This window comes from Methyloceanibacter sp. (genome assembly GCF_050728395.1).
Classification (GTDB): Bacteria; Pseudomonadota; Alphaproteobacteria; order Rhizobiales; family Methyloligellaceae; genus Methyloceanibacter.
Genome location: NZ_JBOHJB010000027.1, coordinates 13,982 through 35,500 on the forward strand (window position 1 = coordinate 13,982; position 21,519 = coordinate 35,500).

A 21,519-nucleotide genomic window follows, 5' to 3' on the forward strand; every position below is an offset into this window, starting at 1 on the left:
ATGCGTCACAAGGCAGCTGAGCAGGCGGTGCGGAATAGGTCGCTACTAGGGTCTCGGAAACTCTACTCACTCACCACGACGGCATTCTCGGCTCTTTCAGATGAACGCTCGGCAACAGCCCAATAGCCGAGCGCCATGAAGACGGTGCCACCTATCGCATTGCCGATTGAGGCCCAAAGCAGGTTGTACGCGGCTCCGGATATGGTGATGGCTTCGCTATTGGCCGACAGGAGCGCAACTGAAAAAATGGTCATGTTCGCGACGCTGTGCTCGAAACCGCTAGCAATGAAGGCGAACAGGCACCAGAAGAACAGGATGCATTTTGCCGTGTCGTCCTTCGTTCTCGCGCCAGTCCAGAGTGCGAGACAAACGAGCCAATTGCACAGCGCACCACGGCACACAAGGGCAACAGGGCCCGACGCGATCTTGTAGGCCGCTACATGGAACAGAAGGTCCGCGCCCTCTTTCAGGACTTGTCCGCCGCCTCCCATGACGAAAAGGGCAGCAAGTAACGCGGAGCCAAAAAGGTTTCCTAGCCAGGTCGCGAGCCAAGTTTTCGTGAGCTCCGGCAGCGTTGTCGTTCCGCATAGACGACCGAGCGCCATATACATGGTGTAGCCTGTAAACAGCTCCGATCCAGCGAACACAACGAGCGTCAAGGCGATGCCGAAACTTGCTCCCATGACAAGACTTCGGACCGATGGGTCGAGCGGTTGCCCAATGCTGAAAATCAAGAGAATGCCCGCGCCAACGTAGGCGCCGGCCATCATCGAGGAGATGAAAAAGGCGAGCGGGCGTCGGGCAAGCATGTCCGATTTGACGCGCGCCTGGGCTGCGAAATAGGCCACCGTCTGGTCGATTGTCATGGCTGATGTCCCGCGGCGAGCGACGGCGCTCGTCGAGCACTCCACGATGGCGTCGGGACGCCGAGGAGAGGCGCGATCCAGAGGACGCTGATCACGCCGGCGACCCAGAGAAAACCTACGCCCAGTTGCTCCTGTTGCCCCGTTAGATAGCTGATGCAGAGGCGCACGGGAGCATAGCTGTAGATCCACGCTAGCGTGAGCGCCATGGAGATAGCGTTGGCCTTCAGAAATCCGCGAACCAAGAACGGTGCACGGCGCCAGCTGAGGGCAAGGGGAATTCCGACGAGCAGCGGCAGGCTGATAAACTTGGCAACGTCTCCGAGCGGCTCGCTGAGCGACCAGTCGAGCGAACGCGGCAGCATCCAGAAAGCGCCGGCGAACAGCGCGGTCAGAAGACCTGTTGCGCCGACGGCGTTCCAATCGCTCGACATGAGGCCGGGCCAGCGACTTGCGATGGCGCGGCCCGCAAGCCAACCCGCAACCGCAAGTGCAGGCAGCAGCAGCAGGACGTGGGTGACCATCTGGCCTTCAAGCGGCACTCGGAACACAACGCAGACTGCGAAGAGTGCGGCGGCAATGACGAGCGACGGTTGAGTCATGTCCTGCCCTGGCGAACGGCCTCAAGGCGTTTCACGACGCCCTCGATGTCCTCGAGATCGAAAATCCCGACCAGGCGCCCATCGCTGACCATGTGAATGGCCGCGTTGTGTTCGAACCCGAAGATCGGATCCCGAAGCACCAACACTCCGAACGCTTGCAGCAAGGACTCTAGATCCTGCGGCAAAGGCCTTACGATCCGCCATTGGCGGCCATCCGCCTGATGCCGTTGTTCATAGACTTCCAGCTCGGCGGGTCCATCGCGATCGAGATCGAAGGTCACACTCAGTAACTGGACGTCGGTCTTAAGGTCCGCCGCCTGCAGGAGCCCTTGCAGCCGCAGAAAGGCCGCGCCGGCAGACTGGCAGAGTACGGGGCAGGTTGTGTAGATGAACTCGAGCAGAGTAATCGAGCCGTCGTGGCGTCGCAGGCTTACCTGCTGATTGTGCCGGTCAGTCAATACGACGTCGGGAACCAGAGTCGGCGCCTCGAGAGCCGCGAGACGTCTCGAGCCCTCAGTCGTCAGGGCACGCCCACCATCCGTGGTTTCCCAAAGGACGGCCGCACCGAGGCAACCAACGGCGAGGCATGCCGCGATTGTCCTAAGCCACTGCGTCATCGCGCGCCATTCGCCGTCACAAGCCGAATGGCGTAGCGCACGACGAAATAGGTCGCGCCGAGGACGATCACGAACGCGAAAAGACTGGAGATGCGGTCCTGTGCAATCCATTCCGGCGCATGAACTGCCCACCTGCGTGGAACGCTCATGGCGCCAGCCGTTAGGAGGACCAAAATGAAGCCCAGGGACCCAGCGACATAAGCCCAGAAGGCAGTGCGATCCAGGCCGTTGAACGTCGCCTGCTCCCGATTACGTACGAGCCACGCCATGACGCCGAACGACATGGCCACCTCGCCGAGGAGGAGGTAGGTGTGAAAATGACCTGGCACCCACTGAGTGTTGTGCATCAGCTTGTTGGCGGAGATGACACCGTCGACGACAGCCGGCACGACGCCGATCGACCATCCAAACACGCCGATGAACAACAGAGAGGAGGCCAAGTCCCAACGCATGCCTGAGCCGCGCACGTTGCCTAGGAGGCCGAAAGCCGTGACCGCGAGCACCGGAATGGCACTGAGGTAGGACACCACCTGACCCAAGATGAGGGCCCAACCCGGCATCACGGTATCCTGCATGAGATGGTGCGGGTAGACAGACAGGACGAAGAGGAGGATGGCAGTCCACGCGATGGCGAACGCGCGCGAGGACTTCCAAGGACGACCGGTATATTCGGGGATGACCTCGTAGACGCCGATCACCGCCATGTAGATCGACGCGTTGATGAACACATGGCCAAAGAAATAGATCATATTCTTGGCGAGCAGCGCGTCGACGGCGAATGTTGGTACCAACAGATTGATGAGACTGATGACGAGCACCGCGGCGCCGACGACGATGCCCAGAGAATTGAAAATGATCACGGCAGTCGAGGCGATGACGGTCGGAGGAGGCACGTCATCCATCTTGCCGGTGAAGGCGAGCGGCCACGCCATCGCCTTCGGCAGGCTGCCATATCGCGCCAGGATCGCCCGGCCAGCTTCGAGATAGAAGAGTAGAAAACCTACACCGATTGATACAAGTCCGCAGAGGAATGCGACCGCGGCGTTGTCGCTCCAGGCGCCACCTGAATGGGCCGGTAATGGGTATAGAAACGTCCAGGCTGCGGCGAAGCCGCCGACGAATATCGCTCCAAGGATGAGGACGACGCCAAGGAGGAACAGCCCGAGAAATATCGCAAAAACTGTCGTGCTCAACGGGACGTGGCGTCCAAGAAAGTACCACATGACTGCTGCGCCCGAGAGCCCGGCGGCACCAACCATCCCAACGCCATGCGCAGTCATGAGTTGATAGAACAACACCGGATCGACGACGACGAGATTGCCCTGCGCGCTGCGCATCAGTAACCCGACGAGCATCATCAGGAGAAACACGGCGCCCGCCAGCAGCAGAGCTATCGGAGCGAGGCCGGCTCCCCAGCGCTCGGATGTCGTTTGGTTTAAGGCCTGGTTTGTCATTGTGAAGCACCTTTGTCCTGATCGGCGGCGGTAACAGTGAGCTCCGTGATCATGAGGTGGTGCGCGATACCGCAGAACTCCATGCACAGGATCTGGTAGGCGCCGGGCTTGTCGAAGGTGTACTCGACGCGATTGAGGTAGCCGGGCATGGCCTGAACCTGAAACAGAAGTCTCTTGTCGGGGCCGTAGACGCCCATACCGTGATTCACGTCACCGGAGTGCACGTTGAAGATGACGGGCGACCCCGCCCGTACGGTCTTCGGGTCAAACTCCCAGGACCATTGACGACCCGTCACATTGACGGTTTGCGTCGAGGCGCCCGCGATAACCCGGTGCGGCCACACCCAAAGCGTTGCAACCGTGACAACGACGCCGAGGGTTATGAGAATCCAGATCAGCCGCTGTCTCGCCGGCGCTTCGAGCAATGGTGTCGGCGCTACGGTGCTGGAGGATGAACGAGCAGTAAGAAAGAAGGGCAAGGCTACGAACAGCATTCCTAACAGCGTCACAACCAGGATCATCTGTTGCTGCATGGGACCTCCGAAATAGCAAATGTGCCAGCGTTTAGGCTGCGCGCTGGCCAGACTTACGCAACAACAAGGATGCGATGCAGATACGTTCGGCCGGAGATTGTGTCCTTGCTCGACGGAATGCCCCCAACCAAGCGACGAACGACGTTCAAAAGGTTGACCCCCACCCGCCAAACGACGTTGGCATCTGCGGACGAATGCGGACGTCGTTGCCCTTCGCCCGCCACCCCTTTGCCACGGCGCCGAAATACTATATGACATATTAACCTGTCAAAAGCTACTTTAGTCGAATGATGATATTTGGAGTGTGTCGGGCAATGGTGCGCACCGTAGGCTTGTTCAGTGCGCTCGCGTGCGGATTAGGGCTTGATTATAAAGCGAAAGCGGCCGAGGCCGCCGAAGTTGGCGGCGACAACTACCTAGATGAGGCGGTGGCAAAGCTCGGAGCCACGGCCGCCGACAAGGCCAATCGCAAGGTCTCCGTCACAGTGTCGGGCTACGTCACCAAACAGGTCATGGCCTGGAACGACGGTGCCGAGAGCAACGTCTATGTCGCCGATATCGGTCCAACTCAGGCGACAAATCTCAGGTTCTTGGGCAGCGCGAAGATCTCGGCCGACTGGTCGGCCGGCTTTCTCCTGCGCATTCAGGACCTCAACAACAATCCCATGGGACTCAATCAGTTCAACGACAACGCTGACCTCGGCCTCAGCGTGCAGATGTCCTATTGGTATTTGCAGAGCGCGAAATTGGGCAAAGCGAGTCTGGGCAAAAACGCGCTCGCCTCAAAGAGCGCTGCGATGTTCACCGACCTCTCCGGAACGCAGCTAATCGCCAACTATGTTCTGTTCGACGGCAATGCCTTCTTCTTGCGTCAGCGCGAGACGCTACTGCGCCTAAGATGGGGCGACTTCGCTTATTGCTACTCACAGCAGCGGCCATGGGGCGGCGACTGTGACGGCATCGTCATGGACGGCGTGCGCTATGACAGCCCTACCTTCGGCGGCTTCTCCGTCTCCGCGAGCTTCGGTATGGACGACGATTTTGAAGCGGCAGCCCGGTATCAGGACGACATCGGCGGCTTCAAGATCGCGCTTGGGGTAGGCTATTCGCGCAACATCGATCAGCAGATCCAGCCGCCACCCATCTCGTTCGCCAAGAATTCCGACTACTTCCAGGCCGGCGGATACGCTCAACATCTCGCCTCTGGCCTGTTCCTGCACGCTGCTTATGGCAGCGAGGACAACAACCGCGAGACGATCTTCTCAGGCCTCGCGGAGCCCGACACCCATCATTGGTACCTCAAGGGCGGCATCCGCAGGCAGTGGAACGCGATCGGCCACACGATCCTCTATGGCGAATATGCCAAATACACCGATCAGCTTTCGCCCGCCGCGCTCAACGACGGTGCCACGGGGAGTGAATTGTTTCGCTGGGGCTTCGGCGCCGCGCAAGAGATCGATGCCGCGGCGATGACCATATGGGTCAAATACCGCCAGCAGGGGGTGAGTATCACCGGGCCAGGTCTTAATGATGTCGACGACTTCCGTTACGTGACTGCGGGCGGATTGATCAGCTTCTAACCGACCCGCCAGTCTGGCGGGCGCTACCTCGCATTGAAAGCGGCAACAGACAGGCATCCGATCGTGACCGCCCTAAGCCAGACCCGCTATCATCCGGCGCTGTCTCCGATCGAGGAGGTCATAGAGGACGCCCGCAACGGCCGCATGTTCATTTTGGTCGACGCCGAGCAACGTGAGAATGAGGGCGACCTCGTCATCCCGGCGCAGATGGCTACGCCCGATGCCATCAATTTCATGGCCAAGCATGGCCGCGGGCTGATCTGCCTCGCGCTGACCGCGGAGCGGGCCAAGCAGCTCCATCTCGAGATGATGCCGCGCTCCAACCGCGCACGTCACTCCACAGCCTTCACCGTGTCGATCGAGGCGCACGAAGGCGTAAGCACCGGCATCTCCGCCCATGACCGCGCGCGCACCGTGTCGGTCGCCATCGATCCGACCAAGGATTTCCGCGACATCACCACGCCGGGTCACGTCTTCCCCCTGGTTGCCAAGGATGGCGGCGTTTTGGTGCGCGCAGGCCATACCGAGGCCGCCGTGGATATGGCGCGGCTTGCCGGCCTCTATCCAGCCGGCGTCATCTGCGAGATCATGAACGACGACGGCACCATGGCGCGGCTGCCTGATCTCATCGCGTTCGCTCACCACCACAACATCAAGATCGGCACCATCGCCGATCTAATTTCCTACCGGCTTGGCTATGATCATCTGGTCAAGGTCATCGCCGAGACCAAGATCGACAGCGCCCAAGGCGGGATTTTTGATCTTAAAGTCTATGCCACGACGATCGATTCGGCCGAGCATGTCGCGCTCGTCAAGGGCGAGGTGGGGAATGAGGGTCCAGTGCTCGTGCGCGTTCATGCGATGAATACGCTCGAAGATGTGCTTTCCGCCGGAGGTCACCGCGAGACATTGGTGCACAAAGCCATGCGCATCATCGGCGAGGCAGGCCGCGGCGTCATCGTGCTGATTCGTGAGAGCCGACCGGACGCCGTCTCCTCTCGACTCAAGCGTGAGCCGGCTTCCGACCGCATCGGGCAGCAGCGCCTGATCGAATATGGCATCGGCGCCCAGATATTGCTCGATCTCGGCGTGCGCGAGATGGTGCTGATGAGCAACGCGCCGGCCCGGAAGATCGTGGGCCTTGAGGGTTATGGTCTCAACGTTGCGGGCCACCGAGCGCTAGAGTAGCGGTCCATGAACGGCAAGCACCCGCGTTCAGTTTTGATCATCGAGGCGCGCTTCTACGCGGACATTGCCGATGAGCTCGCCAGCGGCGCCATCGAGGAGCTCAATTCGCAAGGGACGGACTTCGAGCGGCTTTCTGTCCCTGGCGCGCTCGAGATCCCTTTGGCGCTGAGATTGGCCCTGATAAGTGGCCTCGTCGGGCGGGGCGCCCGACACCGCGGCTGCATCGCGCTTGGCTGCGTCATCCGCGGCGAAACATCACATTACGATATCGTCGCGCGGGAATCAGCGGCGGGTCTGTATCAGCTCGCGATCGAACATGCGGTTCCTATCGGCAATGGTGTCCTCACCTGCGAGAATCGTGAGCAGGCCTGGGTGCGTTCGAGCGTCGATGGGCGCAACAAGGGACGCGATGCGGCGAGGGCCTTTTGCGCACTGGCGGAGTTAGACCGAACCCTTTCCTCGGCAAGCCCGCGCTGACCACTACTCGGCGGCTTCGAGTCGCGTCTTCTCCTGTCCTGCGACCGACAAGGCCAAATCCTTCGCAGCTTTCCTGATCTCATGGGCAAGGTTTACATCGTCTACGGCGCGCGCGACGGCCATGCCGCCGATGCAAAGAGCCGCGAGCGCCATGGCGCGCCCCCGCATCTCTGTGCGGCCCTCAAGCCCGTCCTCCAAAACCCCAACCATGACCTCCAAGACCCGACGATACGCGCACTTTACGGACGTGCCGCCCCGCGCCACATCGGAAGGAAACGCCATCAAGGGGCAGCAATTTTCGCGGTCGTCGAAATGCGCTTCGGAGAGATAAGCGGCGATGAGATCGCGTGCGGTGTTGCCTTCCATCATCTCATGGGTAGACCAGCGTTTGGCCTCCTCGTTTACGACCTCCGCGTAAAGCTCTTCCTTGGCATTGAAATGATTATAGAAGCCGCCGCGGGTGAGCCCTGCCTCGGCCATGATCTCGTCGATTGAGACGCCGGCAAAGCCTTCGCGATTGAACAGGCGTCGCGCGCTCTCGACGATCCGTTCTCGCGTTCGTGCTTTATGCGCCTGTGAATATGGCATCGAATGCTCCTCCCACGGCCGCTTGCTTGCTGTTTGCAGTCAAGCATAGACCGGGCTCATCTTATGTTCTTGAACATATTTAGTCCTCACCAAGAATGGCGATCGATCTGGCTCGGGTGCCGGACGAGGATGAGGAGATTTGTGTATGGCAAAACTGGAAATCATCGGCTTTGACGTCTCCAATTGGGTGCGAGCCGCCCGCATCGCGTGCGAGGAAAAGGGCGTCGCCTACGAACTCACTACCAACGGCATGACCGGGCTCGGCGACCTCAAATCGGACAAGCATCTCAAGCTGCACCCCTTCGGTCGCATTCCGGCCATGCGGCACGGCGATGTCGTGCTGTTCGAGACAGCCGCCATTGCCCGCTATGTCGACGGCATGTTCGACGGACCGGCGCTCGTGCCTGACGACGCCCTCGAAGCTGCGCGCATGGAGCAATGGGTGTGCGCCTTGATGGATTACGCCACGCGTTCCGTCATGGGGCGCTGCGTCAATCAATACGTGATCCCGCAACTCACCGGCAGCGGAAAGGTCGACCGCGCTACCATCGATGCATCCATTCCCGATATCCGCGATCATCTTGCGATTCTGAACAAGGCGCTCAGCAAGGGACCGTTCTTGCACGGGAAGGTGCCGTATATCGACGACTTCATCCTGATGCCCATGATCGATGGGCTGGTCGTGGTCGCGCCGGAGGGGCCGGGCCTACTGGAAGGGGCGCCGAACGTCGCGCGTCACCGCAAGGCGTTCCAGGATCGGCCTAGCTACGCGGCCACCATCCCGCAAATGTTTCGCAAGGCTGCCTGATCCCCAAAGGGTTCCTTGTCATCAGAGGCCCGGCGGCTCCGCCCCCGGGCCTCAACTTTTTTGGCGCAAGCTTGCTGCAAGGGTGGCTGCCACGACAAACGGGCAATGCTTCGCCCTCGAGATGTCTCGTCTCGGCGTGCAGCGACAACTATCGTGGGCTGCCCGGGAATTAGGCCAGCGGCTTGAGGCGGAAGCGACATGCCTGGCCGCCGCGCTGCATGCATTCTTGAAGCTCGACCTCGCTGCCCATGAGGCCGCTGATGAAGCCGATGTCGAACCGGCAGACCTCGACATACTCCTTGGACAGATCGTGATAGACGCAGTTCTTGCACTCAATTCGTGGCAGGGCTTCACCTTCTTCCGCGGTAATTGTGCGCGCGACAAAACCGGTCTCGTTCATAATCTTTACGATCTCCGCGACGCGCTCTAGACGCGTCCGGCCTACCAGCCGTGGAATCGCCGCCGCGGACATCTCGACACCAAGGTCAAACATGTATTGCGCGAATTCGTCGGCACCGATCTTCGCGCGCAAGCTCTCGAACAGGACGCGCGAAAACCAGGAATATTTCTTGGGAAAGTTGTCTATACCAGCGTTGGTCAGCACATAGACGCGGCTCGGTCGGCCCCCCGTCTTGCGCGACGCGTTGCAAGCCACATAGCCGCTTCTCTCGAGTGCCGCTATATGCTGCTTCACTGCGGTACGGCTGATGTCGAGGCGATCTGCCAATTCATCGACAGTCAGGCCAGTTTTGCAGTCCAGAAGTTGAGAAAGCAAACGCTGCTGCGTGTCCTCAGTTCCGGCTAGCGCTAAATCCATGGCTCCCATCCAATTTCGTATACGGCAAGGGGCCGAGTCGAGGCAATGAAAACCGCGTGATTCGCAGGTTATCACGTGGTTTTGTTGCTCCGGCGTCACGACCGGAAGTCCACGACCAACATGCCTCAAAAAACTTTTGACATATTTTTATGCCGAAACTATATTCGAAGAGGGTATCTCCTTACCCGCTTTCCTTCCCCTCACGCCGAATGGCTCAGCCATTCGGCGTCTCTTTTTCAACCGCCTTTCGTCAGAGCCCCGGCGGCGACAGCGCCCCCGCGACCGCGATACCGCGGCTATCAACCAAGAAGGGCAATGGTAACGTCAGCACGCATCGAGCTATTGGACACCCGGTGCGGCGCTCGTCGACAGCCAGTAGCATGTCTTGTCGCAGCTTGGCGTGGTGGCAATCCGTCGCTTAAGACGAGCGGGTATGCTTGATGCCCCTGCCGCATCATACTGCGATGCCGAGAAATTCTTGACGAATCAATATATTATCACGAAAACAGCCCAGCATGTGGCTCGTGACCAAATCTGTATTAGGTTTGCTTACGCCGCGCGCGGTCATGCAGCGATGCGATGCCTTGATGATGACTCCGACCCCCATCGGCTTGAGAACATCGTTGATAGTATTGGCGATTTGCGCGGTCAACTTTTCTTGGGTTTGCAGACGTTTTGCATAAACCTCGACGACCCGGGCAAGTTTGCTGATACCGACGACGCGATCCGCGGGAACGTAAGCTACCCACGCCCTGCCGGTGATCGGTTGCATGTGATGCTCACAATGGCTCTCGACGCAGATCCCCCGCAATACGATCATGCCGTCATAATCCCCGGCTTGCCGGAAGGCCTTCAGTAGGATCTCGACCGGGTCTTGCGCGTAACCCACGTAAAACTCTTCTAGCGCACGCACTACGCGGCCAGGGGTCTCGATCAAGCCGTCACGTTCCGGATCATCGCCTGTCCACCGAATAATCGTTCGAATCGCCGCTTCGACTTCGGCGCGGCTTGGCCGATTGACATCCGTGACGAGGGGCACGCGCTCGACGGCTTGCAAAGTGGCACTCATAAAGACGTCTCCTGACCGATGCCGGCGCAGTCTAGAGCTAGCTGCCGAGTTGGGTGGAACGATGGGAATCCCAAAAATTCCTTGGGAACAGCCGCTGTCGATCGTGGTGGGGAACCTGGTGTCGCCTACGGGGATCGAGCGGGAGAATTCGCGAAATCCGATGGCAGGCGCTGCTTGTTTGGTGTATCCAGATCATTTCAAACCTTTTTGCATATTTCTATGTCATAAGTTATTATCAATGCGAGCGTTCCTCAAGAGCTTTCCGTGATGGCGGCGCCGGTCCGCGAGTTAACCGCCGCAAGCGAACTGTGCGAGCTGTTAAGTGGCAATTGATTTCACCTTGACTACGCCGCAACGGCGCCTGCAGCGCGTCGCTCGGGAGTTCGCGAATGACATCCTGGGTCCGGTGGTTCGCGCTGCAGACGATGCGCAGGATACTCAGAAAGCGTTCGCGCTGATGAAGGGTGCCTACGTTGAAGCCTATAAGTTGGGCTTCGCCACCGGCTTCCTGCCGAAGGCCTATGGCGGCGCCGGCGTGAGCAACATGGACCTTCAGGTGATCGCGGAAGAGATCACCGCCGTGGATCCCGGCTTCGCCACTATTCTTCTCGTCAATGGCCTCGCCTTGATGCCGTTGGTGTGGTTCGGGTCAGAGGCGCAGAAGCGCAAATGGCTGGTGCGCGCGACCAGCGATCCGCGCGGCGAATACCTTGCCGGCTGGACGGTGAGTGAAGCCGCTGGTGTCCCCGGCGGCACCGCCAATTTTGATCACCCCGGTCCCGCGCCGGTAGGCATCAGCCTCATTGCGATTCACGATCGTGCCAACGGGGAATATGTCCTGAACGGCAGAAAGAAATGGCCCTGCAATTCCGGCGGGTGGGATCTCAAGGGGGCAAATGTAAACATCTGTGTGGTCCGTACGGCGCCCGAAGCCGGTGGTGACACTGGCCTAAGCTGCGCCATAGTGCCGCGGGGGACGAAGGGTGTCGCCTACGGCCGCCCAGTCTCCAAATTCGGCCACCGGACCTGCCAGAATAATTGCATTGCCTTCACGGATTGCCGCATCCCCGAGGAGAACATGTTCGCCCTGGGGCACGGGGACCTTGTCATCAATAAGGCCTTCACCTGGTCCGCCCCGGTGGCGGCGATTGCATCGGTTGGGGTGGCGCGATCGGCATATGAATACGTACTTGACTGGGCCAAGACCTACACGGCCGGCGGCGACAAGCCGATCATCAACCACCAGGCAGTAGGTTATGCGCTGGCGGAGGTCGCCATGAAGATCGAGGCATGCCGTGCGTTCTCCTGGAAGGCGGCACACTACAACGATCTACATGATTCAAACGGTCATGCGGTCGGCCCCATGGCTAAGATATTCTGTAGCGAGATCCTGTTTGGCGCGGTGTTCCAGGCCATGAAAGTCATGGGCGTCAACGCTTTGGACAAGACCCTGCCACTTGAACGCTATCTGCGGGAAGCCACCGTCTTTCCACTCTATGACGCGGGCAATATGGGAATGCAGATGCGCAAGCTTTGGGGCGTGATGAAGGATGCCGCGTTCGATCCCAGGGCGATCATGAATAACGAGCTCACGCCGTTTGGGAAGACGTGGCCTCCGGCCGTCCCCGAAAGGGCGAGCCGAACCAAGGGCGCCCAGTAGTCGCCGACCCTTGCCGCGATATCGCCGACTCGCGGCGGTTGCAGCGGAAAAATCTGAACTCGGGACGCCGGGCTGCCGTCGCGCCAACAACTCCGATTCGTTCGGATGACAGACGAAGGCTCGAACGCAAAAAGACTTTTGACTATTTATACTGCTTAAAGTATTGAATCTCACGCTGACTGAGCCCGTCGTTCGCCTTCGGTCAACGTCTGACGCTAGGGGCACAGCAAGCCTCGGGATACAACAGTTTGGGAGAGAAACGCCATGGCTATCGACTTCTCATTAACGCCGGAACAGAAGACCTTGCAGAAGGTCGCCCGCGAGTTTTCGGAGGACATCCTCAAGCCGGTCGTTCGAGCGGCTGACGCCGAGCCGGACCCGCAAAAAGGCTTCCAGATGATCAAACCCGTCTATCAGAAGGCCTACGAAATGGGCTTCGCGACGGGATTCTTGCCGAAGGAATACGGCGGCGGAGGGCTTACCAATGTCGACGTGCTGATCGCCGTCGAGGAAATCGGCGCGATCGATCCGGGCTTCGGCTGCGTGTTGCTCGTCAATGGCTTGGCCCTGATGCCGTTGGTCTGGTACGGCAGCGCTGCGCAAAAGAAGAAGTGGCTCACCGAGGCGTGCAATAGCCCGAGCAAGGACTATCTGGCTGCCTGGGTGGTTTCGGAGCCGGCCGGCACCCCCGGCGGAACCGCCAACTTCGATCATCCCAATCCGAAGGCTGGTATCCAAGTGACGGCGGACCTCAAGAACGGGGAGTACGTCCTCAACGGCCGCAAATACTGGCCCTCGAACGGCGCGGGTTGGGACATGAAGGGCCCCGACGTCAGCACCGTCCTTGTCCGAACCGATCGCAACAAGGGCGGCAAAGACGGATTGGGCGCCGTCCTCGTTCCCCGGGGTACGCCTGGCGTCACCTACGAGCCGTGCATCGACAAGATGGGGCAGCGCCTTAACCAAAACGCCGACATCCGCTTCAAGGACGTGCGCGTGCCCGCAGAAAACGCCTTCGCCGTCGGCAATGGCGATCTCATCATCAGCAAGGACTTCACCTGGTCCGGCCCGGTGGCCGGCATCGCCGCCGTGGGCACCGCCAGAGCGGCCTACGAGTACACCCTGAAATGGTGCAAGGAATACACGGCCGGCGGCATGGATCCGATCATCTATCATCAGAATGTCGGTTACATGCTGACCAACATCGCGATGAAGATCGAGGCCATGCGCTATTTCTGCTACAAGGCCGGCTACTATGCCGACCTCTACGACTGCGAAAACCATTCGCTCGGCGCCATGACGAAGATCTATTGCGGCGAGGTCGGAATGGAGGTCGTGTATGACTGCATGCGTGTCATGGGCGTCAACAGCTACGACCGCCGCAGCCATCCGCTCGATAAGTACCTGCGCGACATGATGTGTTTCCCGATCTACGACGCGGGCAACATGGGCATGCAACGTCGGAAGATCTGGGGCGTTATGGCGGATCCGGACTTCAATCCTCGCGCTTTCATGGACAATGAGGAGATTCCATTCAGTAAGTCCATGGAGGGGCTCGGTACGGTCACGACCATCCCGACCGCTAGGTAGGCAAACACGTCCGAGCGAGGACACAACGTTCGGCCCCGACTGATCAGTCGGGGCCGAGCTTTTCAACCAGCCTATCGGTAGCTCGCCATGCCCGTGCGTGACACGTTCGGCCTCGTCCCCCCGTGGGCGGAAGTAGGCCTCTATGTACTTTTCGCGCCGTTCGCCGTGGTCTTCGTGGTCGGGCTGTGGCGGCGATTGAGCTGGGCTGGGCTCAGGCGGATAGTCACGCATAGTTCCGGCGGCATTGCCGCGGCCATTGGCCGCTTCGGGCGCTTTGGCTTGCTCCAACGCCGCGTAGCTCAGCGGCCGCGCGGCTGGCCGCATCTTGGGATTTTCCTTGGATTCCTCGTGCTCCTGGCCGCGACCACCATCGTGGCCATTGATTGGGACATCACGCGCCCTCTCGGCTTCCGCGTCCTGATCGGTCAGCGCTATCTGTTTTTCGAGAGTTTCGCTGACGCATTCGGCGTCGTGTTTGTCGTCGGTCTGCTTGCCGCGCTTATCTGGCGATTGGTGAGGCTTCGCAGCACCGGGCCCGATCAGCGGCGCATTCAATACCAATTCCTCGTCCTCATTTGTGGACTGCTCTATCTCGGTCTCACCGGCTTCGTGCTCGAGGCCCTCCGCTTCATCATCCATCCGGTTACTTGGGCCGGCTGGTCCTTCGTCGGCGTACGGCTCGCCTCGCTGTTGTCATCTGCGGGCGTCGGGCCCATCGCGCAAACGACCTATGAAGCGCTGTGGTGGACGCACGCCTTCGTCGCCTTTTCGCTGATCGCCTCGCTGCCGTACACCACGTTCCTGCATTCCGTGGCCGCGCCCCTCAATCTCATGGCGCAACCAGGAAGGCCCCAAAAAGAGCTGAGCACTCCGTTCGATCTCAGACAACTCATGGAGACCGGGGAATTCGACGTGAAGGTCGGCGCCACGAGCCTGTCCGATCTTGACTCGGGTTTGCGCTTCGCGCTGCAGGCTTGCACAAATTGCGGGCGATGCGACGAGGTCTGTCCGGCGATGGCGATGGGTACGGCTTTGTCCCCGCGGCGATTGGTGCAGGCGCTGCGGGCCAGATTGCTCGCCGGCCTTACAAGCGAGGATGTGCTGGCCAGGAACGTCGTGAAGCACGCGGATCTCTGGGCCTGCACGACCTGCGCCGCCTGTGTCGAAGCCTGTCCGGTGTTCATCCGGCCGGTCGACTACATCATCCCGTTCCGGCGCCAGCTGGTTGCCGGACAGCAGATCGACAAGCGCCAGACAGAGTTTCTCGCAAACCTCAGCCGTAGCAGCAATGCCTATGGCCTGCCGGCCGAACAACGAAACCAGCTCGCAGCGGAATTGCGCTCCGCTGCCGGCTCTTCAGACGAATAGGCAAAACGATGGACGATGGCGAAGACACCGACTGGGTCTACTGGATGGGTTGCGCTGCAAGTTACGACCCTCGCGTCGCCGCGATCGCGCAGGCCACGGCGAAGGTGCTGCGCGCCGCCGGCATCCGGCTCCGCTTCCTCGGGGCGGAGGAAGCCTGCAGCGGCGACGCCGCGCGCCGGCTCGGCGAGGAAGGCCTGTTTCAGCAGCTGGCATTGCAGAACATCGACACGCTTCAGCGCCATGGCGCGCAGCGGATCGTGACGCATTGCGCGCACTGCTTCCACGTTTTCAAGAACGAGTATCCTCGCTTCGGGGGCAAGTTCGAAGTGATGCACCACTCCGAACTCATCGCCAGCCTGCTCGAGCAGGGGCGGATCCGGTTGCGTCGCGATGAGTCCGTGCCGGCGACACTGCACGATTCCTGCTACGTCGGCCGCTACAACAGGATCTTCGACGCGCCCCGCGCGGTGCTCAAGGCGGTGTACGGCGATGCGCTCGTGGAAATGCCGCGGCATGCCGAGCGCAGCTTCTGTTGCGGCGGCGGTGGCGCCAATTATTGGTATGACGTCGCCAAGAAAGAGTCCGCCAGCACGTTGCGCATCAAGGAGGCAGTCGGAACGGGCGCGCGCGTCGTCGTGGCCGAATGCCCGTTCTGCATAAAGATGCTGTCGCAGGGCGCGCAGACCGCGGCGGATAGCAGTCTCCAGATCAAGGACATCGCGGAGATCGTCGCCGATGCCCTCGAGCACGACGGGGCACGCGAGACCGGCAGCAATTCCGCGAAGCCGTGTCCACCGAACGAGGGGGGGCCGATATGAGCGACGCCATCGGCGGCCGACCACTAAACGTCCTCGTCTTGATGAAATTCGTCCGCGATCCCAATCAGTTGCAGGCCGATGCAGACGGCCATCCGGATCTGGCGCGGGCGCCGTTTCGCATCAGCACGTTCGACGACAATGCAATCGAGGCCGGTCTTCAACTCTGCGCCAAGCACGGTGGCCGTGTCTTTGGCGTCAGCGTCACACCCGGTGAGCTGCCGCCGCGCGACGTTCTGCTGCGGGCGATGGCCATGGGCATCGAGGCGCTATACGTCATCAAGGACGAGACCAAAGCTGCCGCCGACCCGTACCGATTGGCGGTGGCGCTCGCGGCGGCGGCGCGCGCGGTTCAGGCCGCTGAGAAGATCGCGTCATGGGACCTGTTGATTGCGGGTGAAGCGTCTGCGGACCAATTCAATGCCCAGATTGGGCCGCGCGTTGCCGTGGCGCTCGATGTTCCGGCGATTGCCTATGCGACCAAACTCGAGATCCAACAGGGTCGCCTCATCGTCAATCGTGTCACCGAGGACCGTTCCGAAACGCTGGAGACGGATCTCCCCGCCCTTGTGACCGTCGGGACGGAGATCAATCAGGCTCGAATCCCGACGGTCCTGCAGGTTATGGGCGCGCGCAACAAGCCGATCCGGGAGATGGCGCTCAGTGACGTTCCTGGATTCGAACCTGATGCCCTAGGGCACGGTGCCTCGCTGCGGACCACCGATGTCACAGCACCGCCGAGCTCGCGCAAGCGGATCATCATCGTCGGCAAGACTCCGGCGGAAATGGCCACCAATCTTCTTTCCCTGCTGGGCGCCGATGGTGAGGTGAAATTGTGACGGACACTGCGAAGATACTGATCTTTGCCGAGGGCGCCGATACGCTCGCCGAACTGTTGACAGCCGGCCGCGCGCTTGGCGGGGCGGCGGGCGGTCGCGTGACTGCTGTCGCTATCGGACCGAATGCAGCCGCGTTGGCGCAGGATTGCCTGACGCGGGGTGCCGACGAGGCCATGGTGATGCAAACTGCCGACGCGGCGCCGCCCGGGGCGGAAGAGTTCGCCCTCGCGCTGCGTGAGGCAGTGCAAGTTAAGGATCCGGACACAATTCTGATCGGCGCCACGCGCATGGGCAACGACGTCGTGGCGCGTTTGGCCCAAGCCCTGGAGGTTCCCTGCGCGAGCAACTGCATGACATTGCGCCGGGTTCAGGACGGCGATCTCGAAATCGAAAGGCGCGTCTTTGGCGGCCGCTTCACGGCCACGCAGCTTCTCTCGGGACGCCCGCAGGTGGCATCAGTCCCGCCGAGTCGCTTTCCGAAGGCGGAGCCGGTGCAGGAAGTGCGTGGCTCGATCAGGGAGCTTGCGGTCACGCTGCCACCGCCCCGCGTCCGAATCCAGGCGACTTCGCCGCGCGTCAGGAGCGCCGTCGATGTGACCAAGGCTGAGGTCATCGTTGCTGCTGGGCGCGGTGTGAAGAAGGTTGAGGATCTCGCCCTGCTCGACGCGCTGGCTGGCGCTCTCGGTGGTGTTCTTGCCGGTTCGCGACCTCTGACGGGCGATGTCGACTGGCTGCCTACGGACCGCCGCGTCGGATTGTCGGGTCAGACGGTGAAGCCCAACCTTTACATTGCATGCGGAATATCCGGACAAATCGAGCACATTGTTGGCATGAAAGGTGCGCGCACTGTCGTCACAATCAACAACGACCCCAAGGCGCCAATCCACGCGGAGACCGACTACAGTGTTATCGGCGATCTCTATGAGGTCGTGCCGGCCTTTCTCCAGGCGTTGGAACGCGCGAAGCGTGCCTAAGAAGTGAGGGGCGAGGGCCGCACGAAACGACAGTTCGCAGCCCACCAACTGTTGCGACGCGATCAAAGGAGAGCTGCCGTGACCTTCGAACTGATGACCCTCCCTTATGCCTACGAAGCGCTCGAGCCGTATATGTCGGCGGAAACGCTTCATTATCACCATGACAAACATCACCAGGCCTATGTCGACATGCTGAACAAGCTGCTGCCAGGCTCCGGTTTCGAGGGCATGAGTCTCGAGGAGATCGTCAAGGCGAGCTACGGCAAGAACCAGGGCGTGTTCAACAACGCCGGGCAAGACTTCAACCACAACAATTTCTGGCCCTGGATGAAGAAGGGCGGCGGCGGCAAGAAAGTGCCGGGCTCGGTGCTTGCCCTGATCGACCGCGACCTCGGCGGCTTCGACAAGTTCCGCGATGCCTTCATCGAGGCCGGCAAGACCCAATTCGGCTCAGGCTGGTGCTGGCTTACGCTGAAGGACGGCAAGCTCGAGGTCACCAAGACCCCGAATGGCGAGAACCCGCTCGTTCATGGCGGCTGGCCTTTGCTTGGCTGCGACGTGTGGGAGCACGCTTATTACATCGACTATCGCAATCTCCGGCCGAAATATCTCGAGGCGTGGTTCGACAATCTCATCAACTGGGACCACGTAGAAGAAATGTTCGCACGCGCTCCCAAATAGCACACCTGGCGGCGAATCGACACGATTGGGCGGCCCGATGGTGCGCGTCTGATCCGCTGCGGCATTCCTGTCACTGAAGTCAAAAATGTCCCCGAAAATGGCCTCTTCCAGCTATTAAAACTTTTGACATATAAATACGCCATATATAACGTATCCCCCATTGAGTGTGTTGTCGATTGACGGGAAGGCTGCAACTCGACGGGGGGAATACCAAATGGTTGGGGGACTAACAAAGACGCCATGCCGCGCCGCCGTAGCGGCTGCGCTTGGCATGATGCTTGGCGGCTTGGCCGTGAGCGCCGGCCCGGTGAAGGCTGCGGATCTTGGGGGTGACTGCTGCGTGGACCTCGAGGATCGGGTAGCTGAGTTAGAGGCGACCACCGTCCGCAAGGGCAACAAGAAGGTCTCAGTGACCATCTCTGGGTGGGTGACCAAGCGCGGGTCGTGGTGGGACGACGGTCACGAGCAAAACTTTTACGTCGGCGATCGGGACAACACGCTGTCGAGCCACATCAACATTTCGGGTAGCGCGCACATCGCTCCCGGCTGGTCCGGCGGTTACACGATGCAGGTCGAGGTGCCCGGCACTAGCGCCACGGTCGGCTTTTGCGAGAACCAGCTCAATGACAATTGCGTCCTCTTCGGCAGCATCAACACGCTGTTGTCCTATATGTGGGTCAAGAGCGACAATTGGGGCACGCTGAACTGGGGTCAATCCCGCCAGCCGACGGACAATCTGCTCGTGCTGCGTGACCTGTCCGGCACCGCAATCGAGTCGAACGCGGTGCTGTACGATGGCGTCGGCATGCTCATTCGGCCGAAGGGCGTTAGAAATTCCAACGATCTCGCAAGCGATTTCACTTGGTTCAGCGTCATGACCTGCTTGACTGGTGGCGGCGGTATTGGCGCCGACTGCAACGGTTATCCCAACAACAATGTCCGCTACGACAGCCCGACGTGGGCCGGCTTTAGCGTATCGACGTCCTATGGCGAAGACGACATGTGGGACGTCGCCCTGAAATACGATCTCGACACGGAGATCTGGAAGAGTCAGGCGGCGATCGCCTGGACCTCAGAGACCGATGAAGGTTGCTCTGCCCCTGGCAAGAGCGGTTGCACCAATGTTGGGTTCTTGGGTGGCGGCGGCACGCCGTTCCAAGGCTATCGCAAGGATACCGGCCTCTTCCAGGTCGGAGGCTCGATCATGCATGTTCCCACTGGCCTGTTTTTCTATGGCCTGTATCAGAACGAGCAGAACGACGGGACCCAGTACAAGACCATCAATTTGAAGAGCGGCAAAATCGGCGACAACGACGTCAACGACAATAATGTCTGGTACACAAAATTCGGGGTCCGGAAGAAATACATGCCGGTTGGCACCACCGTTATCTTCGGTGAGTGGGCCCAGTATGACGACATGTACCAGGGCATCTGCGGACTGCCAGGTGGCGACAACTTCTTTACCTCCGCCGGTAACACCTTTTGCGAAGCCTTCATTCCGACTGGTGTGGCTACCAGGGGATCCTCAAAGGGCGTCGCCCTCGTCACCGATTCGATCGTGACTGGCTCTGAGGTACGGCGCTATGGCGTGGGCGTGGTGCAGGAAATCGACTCCGCGTCCATGCACGTCTTCGCTCGGTGGCAGCGTCTCGACCTCAACCTCAATGGTATTAATCTTGGCACCACTTGCGTCGGCAGCTCAAGCGGCCCCTGCTACGCCAACGGCAAGTTCGGCAAGAGCCTGCAAACCAGTTGGGATGCTCTCGATATTTTCCAGCTTGGCGGCGTGATCTTCTTCTAGCCTGTCCCAAAGGTCCATCTCGGAGAGGATTGACGATGCCAACGGTTGAGGGGATCAGCTTCGAGCCGATCCCCTTTTCCTTTTCTGATGCCACTACCCCATCCAAAAGGAAAGCTAAAGCTAATGAATAGGATCAAGCCGCTATTCACCGCAACTGCGACCGCCACGGGCGGCCGCAACGGTTACTTCAAGGCTAGCGATGGTTTGGTCGGGACCAATTTGTCGGTGCCGAAGGAGATGGGCGGCCCGGTAAGCCGGGAACAACCACGCCCGAGCACCTCTTTGCCGCGGGATACGCCGCCTATTTCGGTGGCGCGCTTGACCTTGTGGCAAAGCAGCACGAACAGGACGCGAGCACGGCCAAAGTCACCTGCGCGGTTTCCATCGGTCCACGTGACGGTGGTGGATTTGGGCTCGCCGTCAAGATGCGCATCGAAGACAGAAGCCTGCCGCAGGCCAAAAGCGCCCGTGAGCTAAGAACACCGCTCTTGTTCCACCACCCAAGCAAATCTAAGAGGAGAAACGTCCATGTCGGAATTGCTCGCACTTTCAGTCAGTGTCGCCGTACTCGGTGGCATTTGGGCGCTGATGGCGCTCGGCCCCATAGCCGGATACGCTCTGGTCTGGGCCGGCTTTATCGCGGCTGGCTGCTTTTTTGCTACCGGCGGCGATACCAAGGCGCTGACGAAGACAATTGTCGGCATGATCTATGGCGCGATGATCGCCTGGGTCGCGCTCTTGATCATTGCCAAAGTCCCGGTGCCGAGCTTAGGCGCGGTTTGGCCCGCGATCGTTGTCGGTGTGACGGCCTTTTTTCTTGTCATCGTGGCGTCGGTCGATCTGCTCTCCGCAGTCCCGGCCAATGTCTTCGGCTATGCCGCGCTGGTCGGCTATACGCTGTCAGCGGGCAAATTGGATGCACTAACCGCCCCTGACAACTCGAACCCACTCTTCCTCATAGTTGTTTCCAGCATTTTGGGCGCTGTGCTTGGCTATCTTATGGGCCAATTGGCAGGTGTGCTGAAGTCTAAGCAAGCCGCCAAATTGTCCTGAGAATCCTGGGAGGATTGACGATGCCAACGGTTAAGGGGATCAGCTTCGAGCCGATCCCCTTTTCCTTTTCTGATGCCACTACCCCATCCAAAAGGAAAGCTAAAGCTAATGAATAGGATCAAGCCGCTATTCACCGCAACTG

General features: G+C 60.2%; 21 protein-coding genes. 13 read left to right on the forward strand and 8 right to left on the reverse strand.

What is annotated here, in order from left to right; translation table 11 throughout:
* Positions 1–62: 62 nt before the first annotated feature.
* Genes ACREC7_RS06830 through ACREC7_RS06850 form a run of 5 tightly spaced genes read right to left on the reverse strand, consistent with a single transcriptional unit; the run spans position 63 to position 4,069 of the window.
* A complete protein-coding gene (locus ACREC7_RS06830) occupies positions 63–866 on the reverse strand; it encodes a formate/nitrite transporter family protein (protein WP_431554939.1) in 804 nt (267 codons plus the stop codon).
* Complete coding sequence (locus tag ACREC7_RS06835) at positions 863–1,465, reverse strand: hypothetical protein (RefSeq protein ID WP_431554940.1); 603 nt, start codon at positions 1,463–1,465, stop codon at positions 863–865. The genes ACREC7_RS06830 and ACREC7_RS06835 overlap by 4 nt, the downstream gene beginning before the upstream one ends.
* Positions 1,462–2,082, reverse strand: a complete 621-nt coding sequence (locus ACREC7_RS06840; protein WP_431554941.1) for an SCO family protein — start codon at positions 2,080–2,082, stop codon at positions 1,462–1,464. Before ACREC7_RS06840 ends, ACREC7_RS06835 begins: the two co-directional genes overlap by 4 nt.
* Positions 2,079–3,536, reverse strand: a complete 1,458-nt coding sequence (locus ACREC7_RS06845; protein ID WP_431554942.1) for a cbb3-type cytochrome c oxidase subunit I — start codon at positions 3,534–3,536, stop codon at positions 2,079–2,081. Before ACREC7_RS06845 ends, ACREC7_RS06840 begins: the two co-directional genes overlap by 4 nt.
* A complete protein-coding gene (locus ACREC7_RS06850) occupies positions 3,533–4,069 on the reverse strand; it encodes a hypothetical protein (RefSeq protein WP_431554943.1) in 537 nt (178 codons plus the stop codon). The genes ACREC7_RS06845 and ACREC7_RS06850 overlap by 4 nt, the downstream gene beginning before the upstream one ends.
* 314 nt (positions 4,070–4,383) lie before the next feature.
* Between ACREC7_RS06850 and ACREC7_RS06855 the strand changes: the two genes are divergently transcribed.
* From ACREC7_RS06855 to ribH, 3 genes are all read left to right on the forward strand, one after another.
* Positions 4,384–5,649 (forward strand): porin, encoded by a 1,266-nt coding sequence (locus tag ACREC7_RS06855; RefSeq protein ID WP_431554944.1) that lies wholly within the window; start codon positions 4,384–4,386, stop codon positions 5,647–5,649.
* 63 nt (positions 5,650–5,712) lie between these two features.
* On the forward strand, positions 5,713–6,837 hold the full coding sequence (ribB, locus tag ACREC7_RS06860) for a 3,4-dihydroxy-2-butanone-4-phosphate synthase (RefSeq protein WP_431554945.1): 1,125 nt from the start codon (positions 5,713–5,715) through the stop codon (positions 6,835–6,837).
* A gap of 6 nt (positions 6,838–6,843) precedes the next feature.
* On the forward strand, positions 6,844–7,314 hold the full coding sequence (gene ribH / locus ACREC7_RS06865) for a 6,7-dimethyl-8-ribityllumazine synthase (protein WP_431554946.1): 471 nt from the start codon (positions 6,844–6,846) through the stop codon (positions 7,312–7,314).
* A gap of 3 nt (positions 7,315–7,317) precedes the next feature.
* Here ribH and ACREC7_RS06870 read toward each other — a convergent pair whose 3' ends face one another.
* A complete protein-coding gene (locus tag ACREC7_RS06870; protein ID WP_431554947.1) occupies positions 7,318–7,902 on the reverse strand; it encodes a TetR/AcrR family transcriptional regulator in 585 nt (194 codons plus the stop codon).
* A gap of 145 nt (positions 7,903–8,047) precedes the next feature.
* Here ACREC7_RS06870 and ACREC7_RS06875 point away from each other — a divergent pair, with 145 nt between their 5' ends.
* Positions 8,048–8,710, forward strand: coding sequence for a glutathione S-transferase family protein (locus tag ACREC7_RS06875; protein WP_431554948.1), 663 nt, complete (start codon positions 8,048–8,050; stop codon positions 8,708–8,710).
* A 169-nt stretch (positions 8,711–8,879) separates the two neighbouring features.
* Here ACREC7_RS06875 and ACREC7_RS06880 read toward each other — a convergent pair whose 3' ends face one another.
* Entirely contained in the window at positions 8,880–9,527 is a 648-nt protein-coding gene (locus ACREC7_RS06880) for a helix-turn-helix transcriptional regulator (RefSeq protein WP_431554949.1), read from the reverse strand.
* Positions 9,528–9,981: 454 nt separating this feature from the next.
* Positions 9,982–10,596 (reverse strand): GTP cyclohydrolase I FolE, encoded by a 615-nt coding sequence (gene folE, locus ACREC7_RS06885; RefSeq protein ID WP_431554950.1) that lies wholly within the window; start codon positions 10,594–10,596, stop codon positions 9,982–9,984.
* 322 nt (positions 10,597–10,918) lie between these two features.
* On the opposite strand from folE, the gene ACREC7_RS06890 reads away from it, so the two are divergent.
* The 9 genes from ACREC7_RS06890 to ACREC7_RS06930 all read left to right on the forward strand — a co-directional run bounded on the left by ACREC7_RS06890 (position 10,919) and on the right by ACREC7_RS06930 (position 21,377).
* Positions 10,919–12,256 carry an acyl-CoA dehydrogenase family protein gene (locus tag ACREC7_RS06890; RefSeq protein ID WP_431554951.1) on the forward strand — a complete coding sequence of 446 codons (1,338 nt, stop codon included), beginning with the start codon at positions 10,919–10,921 and terminating at the stop codon, positions 12,254–12,256.
* 264 nt (positions 12,257–12,520) lie between these two features.
* Positions 12,521–13,846: an acyl-CoA dehydrogenase family protein gene (locus ACREC7_RS06895; RefSeq protein WP_431554952.1), complete on the forward strand. Its 1,326-nt coding sequence runs from the start codon at positions 12,521–12,523 to the stop codon at positions 13,844–13,846.
* An 87-nt stretch (positions 13,847–13,933) separates the two neighbouring features.
* Entirely contained in the window at positions 13,934–15,214 is a 1,281-nt protein-coding gene (locus ACREC7_RS06900; protein ID WP_431554953.1) for a 4Fe-4S dicluster domain-containing protein, read from the forward strand.
* A gap of 8 nt (positions 15,215–15,222) precedes the next feature.
* Positions 15,223–16,032, forward strand: a complete 810-nt coding sequence (locus tag ACREC7_RS06905; protein WP_431554954.1) for a (Fe-S)-binding protein — start codon at positions 15,223–15,225, stop codon at positions 16,030–16,032.
* Entirely contained in the window at positions 16,029–16,868 is an 840-nt protein-coding gene (locus tag ACREC7_RS06910) for an electron transfer flavoprotein subunit beta/FixA family protein (protein ID WP_431554955.1), read from the forward strand. The genes ACREC7_RS06905 and ACREC7_RS06910 overlap by 4 nt, the downstream gene beginning before the upstream one ends.
* A complete protein-coding gene (locus ACREC7_RS06915; protein ID WP_431554956.1) occupies positions 16,865–17,842 on the forward strand; it encodes an electron transfer flavoprotein subunit alpha/FixB family protein in 978 nt (325 codons plus the stop codon). Before ACREC7_RS06910 ends, ACREC7_RS06915 begins: the two co-directional genes overlap by 4 nt.
* A 78-nt stretch (positions 17,843–17,920) precedes the next feature.
* Entirely contained in the window at positions 17,921–18,523 is a 603-nt protein-coding gene (locus ACREC7_RS06920) for a superoxide dismutase (protein ID WP_431554957.1), read from the forward strand.
* Between the two features lie 214 nt (positions 18,524–18,737).
* A complete protein-coding gene (locus ACREC7_RS06925) occupies positions 18,738–20,324 on the forward strand; it encodes a porin (protein ID WP_431554958.1) in 1,587 nt (528 codons plus the stop codon).
* A 528-nt stretch (positions 20,325–20,852) separates the two neighbouring features.
* Positions 20,853–21,377 carry a DUF1097 domain-containing protein gene (locus tag ACREC7_RS06930; protein ID WP_431554959.1) on the forward strand — a complete coding sequence of 175 codons (525 nt, stop codon included), beginning with the start codon at positions 20,853–20,855 and terminating at the stop codon, positions 21,375–21,377.
* Positions 21,378–21,519 lie beyond the last annotated feature (142 nt).